This window comes from Streptomyces sp. NPDC054847, assembly GCF_053610925.1.
This window is the reverse complement of sequence record NZ_JBSGZJ010000514.1, coordinates 1-4,865: the sequence shown is the minus strand read 5'-3', so window position 1 is coordinate 4,865 and position 4,865 is coordinate 1. Positions and strand designations below refer to the sequence as shown.

Genomic DNA, 4,865 nt, shown 5'->3' with positions numbered 1-4,865 from the left:
GTCCAAAGGCGGTGGGGCAGCCGGCTGTTCCGCCCGCGCCGCTAATGTGTCCGAGCGCCCGGGTGATCCGGCGCGGGTTCGGAGCCGGGCCCGGCAGGACAGGGGGCGCGGTCTCCGCGCCGAGGGACGGACCATGAAGGAGCATGCGCGTGACGGCTGTTGTGACCATGAGGACCCCGCCGGTGCGGCTCAGGGACAGGGAAGGCGGCGGCATTCCCGCGTCCGTCCGTGACGTGGTCGACTTCACCGACGGCTCCGGACCGCCCCGGCCGGTCGCCTATGTGGAGCGCGAACTCCCGCCCGGCGGCATACCCGCCTACCTCGCGGCGCGCGGCAGCGGCGCCCGCTCGTTCGTCCTGTGGGGCGACGAGAACCGTGGAAGCCGGGTCGCCACCGTGGTGACCGAGGCGGCGCGCAACGGAGTCGCGACATATCAGGTGCTCGGCCCTTACGGTGAGGTCATCGGCACCATCGTCCGCGAGAAGGCGCTCAGCGGCCGGGGCCTGCGGACCCGCTGGACGGTGCGACAGCCGGGCCTCCCTGACGCTGTGGGCTACAAGGGCCGGATCTTCTGGTGGCTCGTGTGCTGGCTGCTTTTCCCCGTGGCGCCGTTCGCCCTTGTGATCGCCGCCTTCGAGAACGGCGACTTTCCCCGCGGCCCCCGGCGCATCATCTGGCGTGCGAGCGGGCGAGTCCCGCTGGAATTCAAGGCGTTCGGGGACAAGCTGCGCCTCTGCGCGCCGGAGCTGGACCGGCGGCTGGGGTTCGCTCTGATCGCCCTGCTGCGTTCCTTCGACGGCTGGCTCGGCAATTCGTGGGACGACCGCAAGAAGTGAGCCCTGTCCGCCCCGGGGTACCGGCGCCGGGCGGGCCGGCCCGCGTACGGGGACGGACCGGGCCGGGTCCTGGCTACTCAGCGGCGCTTCCCGGCAATTGAGCATGTGTACTCAGGCGACGCCGATCACGGCCTGAAACCATCGCCGCATGCTCAAACAAACGAGCGATCCGCGTCCGCGGGTCGGTATCACCGGCGTCGGCAGCGCTCTTCCCGACGCGGTGCTGACATCGCACAGCCTGCAGCGCGAGGCGACCCGGCACATCGCCAAGTCCCTGCCCGGCACGCTGCTCGCCCAGGCCACCGGCATCGAGAGCCGGCACGTCGCGGCCGACGACGAGTACGCCTCGACGCTCGCCCTGCGCGCGGCGCGCCGGGCGTTGGCCGAGGCGTCGCTCGGTCCGCTCGACATCGACCTCCTGCTGTTCGCCTCCGCGTCACGGGACATGGTGGAACCCGCGACGGCGCACATCGTGCAGGCCGATCTCGGCTCGAAGGCCCACGCCCTCGATGTCACCAACGCCTGCAACAGCTTCGTCAACGGCATCGACGTGGCCCGCAGCACGATCCTGGCCGGCCGCGCGCGGCGCGCCCTCGTCGTCACGGGCGAGACCCCGAGCCGCGCTATACGCCGCTCACCGGCCGACTTCGCCGAGTTCCGGGACGGCTTCGCCGGCTACACCTTCGGCGACGCCGGCGCGGCCGTGGTGCTGGAAGCGGTGGAGCACGGCGGCATCCTCGACGTGGACACCGAGACGCACTCCGAGCACTGGGAGGTCGGCGGCATCCCCGGCGGCGGTTCCCGGCACCCGCGCGGCGACGAGCACACGTACTTCCGCGGCGACGGCCACGAACTGCGAAGCGTCTTCGAGAAGGTGGGCGCCTCGGTCGTGGAGCGCACGCTGCACCGCGCCGGCCTCGACTGGGACGGCTTCGCAAGGGTCCTGGTGCATCAGGTGACCGTGCCGTACCTCGAGCGGTTCGCCGAGCTGACCGGCGCCCCCGCGGACAAGCTCGTGGTCACCGTCCCCGAGCTGGGCAACATCGCCAGCGCGAGCATCGGTGTGCAACTGGAGCGGGTGTACGGGGAGCTGGCGACCGGCGACCGGGTGCTGTTCGTCGGTCTCGGCGGCGGCATCAGCATCATGACGATGATCTGGGAGAAGTCATGAGCGACCTCTGGGTGATCGTGCCCGCGCACCAGGAGGAGGAACGGATCTCCGGCACGCTGCGGGCGCTCGCGGCGCAGCGGGACCGCGACTTCATGCTGCTCGTGGTCGACAACGCCTCTTCGGACCGTACCGGCGCCATCGCCCGGGGCTTCGCCGCGGACGCGCCGTTCCCCGTGGAGGTCATCGACGAGCCGGAGAAGGGTGTGGGCTGCGCCGTGGACTCGGGTTTCCGCCATGCCATCGCACGGGGTGCGACCCTGCTCGCCCGAACCGACGCCGACTGCCTGCCCCTGCCCGGCTGGACGGCCGCCGCCCGCGCCGCGATGACGGACCGGCCGGGACCGGTGCTGGTGTGCGGGCGGATCGTCGCCCGCCGCGACGAGCACGGACCGCTCGGGCGGGCCGGATTCTCGGCCCTGGTCCGCCTGGCCGCCCTGTTCGGCAGACTCCGGCCCGCGCACGCCCGCAGGAACGGCTACCTCGCCCCGTACCGCATGCACGCCGGGAACAACATGGCCGTCACCGCCGACCTGTATCTGGCCTGCGGCGGCATGCCCCGCCGGCCGTCGCCGACGGACCGGCTGTTCCTGAACCGGGTCCGGCGGCAGACGGACCGGATCGTGCGCTGCGGGGACATGGTCGTGGAGAACTCCACCCGCAGGCTCCGGGCGTACGGCATCCGGGGCACGGCCCGCTGGTACCTGGACCAGGGCAGCGGCGGACGCGGGGACGACCCCCGCTGACGCGGCGCCCACCCGCGCATCCCGACGTACTGTCACCTACCGCTGGACGGCTCTGATGCTCGACCTCCTCGACCATGCCCTGCGCGCCTCTCCGGAGAAGCCCGCCGTGCTCGGCGCCACGCGCACCGGGCGTCCCCGGGTCCGTGCCACCCGCGGCGAACTCGCCGGCCTGGCCGACGCGTACGCCTCCTCGCTCCACGCGCGCGGACTGCGCTCGGGCGACACCGTCGGTGTCGCGGTGCGTCCCGGTCCCCGGGCGCTCGCCGTCCTGCTCGCCCTGTGGCGGCTCGGGCTGCGGGGCGCGGTGCTCGATCCGGGCGCGGGTCCCGATGTGCTGCGCGCCCGTCTCGCGTCGGCCCGGCCCTCGCTCGTGCTGGCCGACGCCGCGGCGCAGGCGGTCGCCGGGTGGGCCCGGCCACTGGCGGCGCGGGCACGGCTCGCCCTGCCCGTCCTCGACGAGTTCGGCACGGTGGCGACGGTCGGCCGCAGGCTCCCCGGCTGTGCGCCCGCGCTCGGCCGGGCCGACGTCCGCGTCCCCGCGCGTGACCACGCCGACGGTGACGCCGTCATCGTCTTCACCTCCGGCACGACCTCCCGGCCGAGGGCCGTCGTGCACACCCGCTCCGGGCTCGCCGCCGGGATGGAGACGGTCTCGACGCTGATCGGCGCCCGGCCGGGCCGACCGGTCGTCGGGGGGACCTTCTTCGTCCTCGTACCGTCGCTCGCCCAGGGTGCGCCGGTGGCGCTTCCCGCGCGTTCGCCCAAGGTCCTCGCGCGGCAGCTGCGGCGGCTGTGCCCCCAGGACACCTACCTGACACCGCCGCAACTGCGGGACGCCCTCCGCGCGGGGGCGAGGTTCACGGGCAGGGTGTGGACAGGGTCTGCGCCGGCCAGTGCCGAACTGCTGGGCCGGGTCCGTGACGCGGGCGCCGCGGAGGCCTGGGGGGTGTACGCGCTCACCGAACTGTTCCCCGCCGCTGCCGTCGAGTCGCGCGACAAGGCGGCCTTCGACGGGGCGGGTGATCTCGTCGGTCCTCCCCTTCCGGGCGTCGAGGTGCGGACGGAGGGCGGCGAACTGCTGCTGACCGGTCCCGCGGCCAGGCACCGCTACCTCGGGGAGGCTCCCGACCCCTGGGTGCGCACCGGCGACCGGGCACATCTGGACACCACGGGCCGGATCGTGCTGGAGGGCCGCTGCAAGGACATGGTGTTGCGGCGCGCGGAGAACATCTACCCGGGTCTGTACGAGCCCGCCCTCCAGGTGCCGGGGGTCGAGCTCGCGGTACTCGTCGGCGTTCCGGCGGGCGACGGCGACGAGCGGCTGGTCGCCGTCGTCCAGCCCCGGTCCGGCCACGGGGAGGCACAGTTGCGTTCCGCTCTCGCCGGACCGCTGCACAGGATGGGCTCCGCCCGCCCTGACGCGCTGGTGTTCGCGGACGTCCCGCTGTCCGGCCGGTCCCGCAAGCCGGACCGGGCGGCCACGGCGCTCCTAGCGGCGGAACGTCTCGCGGCGAAGGAGGCTTCCCGATGACTGCCCGCACGGGGGTCGCGCGGGCGCGCCGGCGCGACCGCCGGGTCTATCTGCGCTCCCACCCGTTCCTCTTCGCCCTGCTCGCCGCCACCCGTGGCCGTGCCGTCCGCCGGATCGGACGCACGGTGCTCGTCCACGACGCCGACGCCTACCGCCAGGTACTGACCCGCCTGCCCCTCGACCGTACGGCCGCCGGGACGACGGGAGGGGCGGCGCGATCGGCGCTGCGCGCGGCGGGCCACGACGACGCCGGAGTGCTGTTCGACCAGGAGGGCGCGGAACACCGCGCCGGGCGACGGGCCCTGGCTCGTGGACTCGGCGCGGCCGGCGTCGAGCAACTGCGCGGCGTGTGGCGGCCGTTGCTCGCCCGACGACTGGAACCGCTGGCCGAGGGCGGCGAGGTGGACCTCGTGGCACTCGCCGGCGAACTGTCGGGCACGGTCGTCTGCGCGCTGCTCGGTTCCGAGGCGTCCCCGGCCGCGGTGGCCGCAGCCGCTGCCGATCTGGCCGCCGCCTCCGTCCGCGGCGAGCTCCCCGGCCCCCGCCGGCCGGGAGCACACGCCGCGTCGGCCCGTGCGACACAG

The 4,865-nt window shown here is 74.3% G+C and carries 4 protein-coding genes and 1 pseudogene; all 5 read left to right on the top strand.

The features are described 5' to 3' along the window. Positions 1 to 149: 149 nt before the first annotated feature. Positions 150 to 836 carry a hypothetical protein gene (locus ACWGH4_RS31305; RefSeq protein WP_453466831.1) on the top strand — a complete coding sequence of 229 codons (687 nt, stop codon included), beginning with the start codon at positions 150 to 152 and terminating at the stop codon, positions 834 to 836. A 148-nt stretch (positions 837 to 984) separates the two neighbouring features. Then, on the top strand, positions 985 to 2,007 hold the full coding sequence (locus ACWGH4_RS31300; RefSeq protein WP_453466829.1) for a 3-oxoacyl-ACP synthase III family protein: 1,023 nt from the start codon (positions 985 to 987) through the stop codon (positions 2,005 to 2,007). Next, entirely contained in the window at positions 2,004 to 2,750 is a 747-nt protein-coding gene (locus ACWGH4_RS31295) for a glycosyltransferase (protein ID WP_453466827.1), read from the top strand. The genes ACWGH4_RS31300 and ACWGH4_RS31295 overlap by 4 nt, the downstream gene beginning before the upstream one ends. 55 nt (positions 2,751 to 2,805) lie before the next feature. Next, a complete protein-coding gene (locus tag ACWGH4_RS31290; RefSeq protein ID WP_453466825.1) occupies positions 2,806 to 4,281 on the top strand; it encodes a class I adenylate-forming enzyme family protein in 1,476 nt (491 codons plus the stop codon). After that, a pseudogene (locus ACWGH4_RS31285) lies at positions 4,278 to 4,865 on the top strand (cytochrome P450); the annotation flags it as partial. The gene ACWGH4_RS31290 and the pseudogene ACWGH4_RS31285, both read left to right, overlap by 4 nt.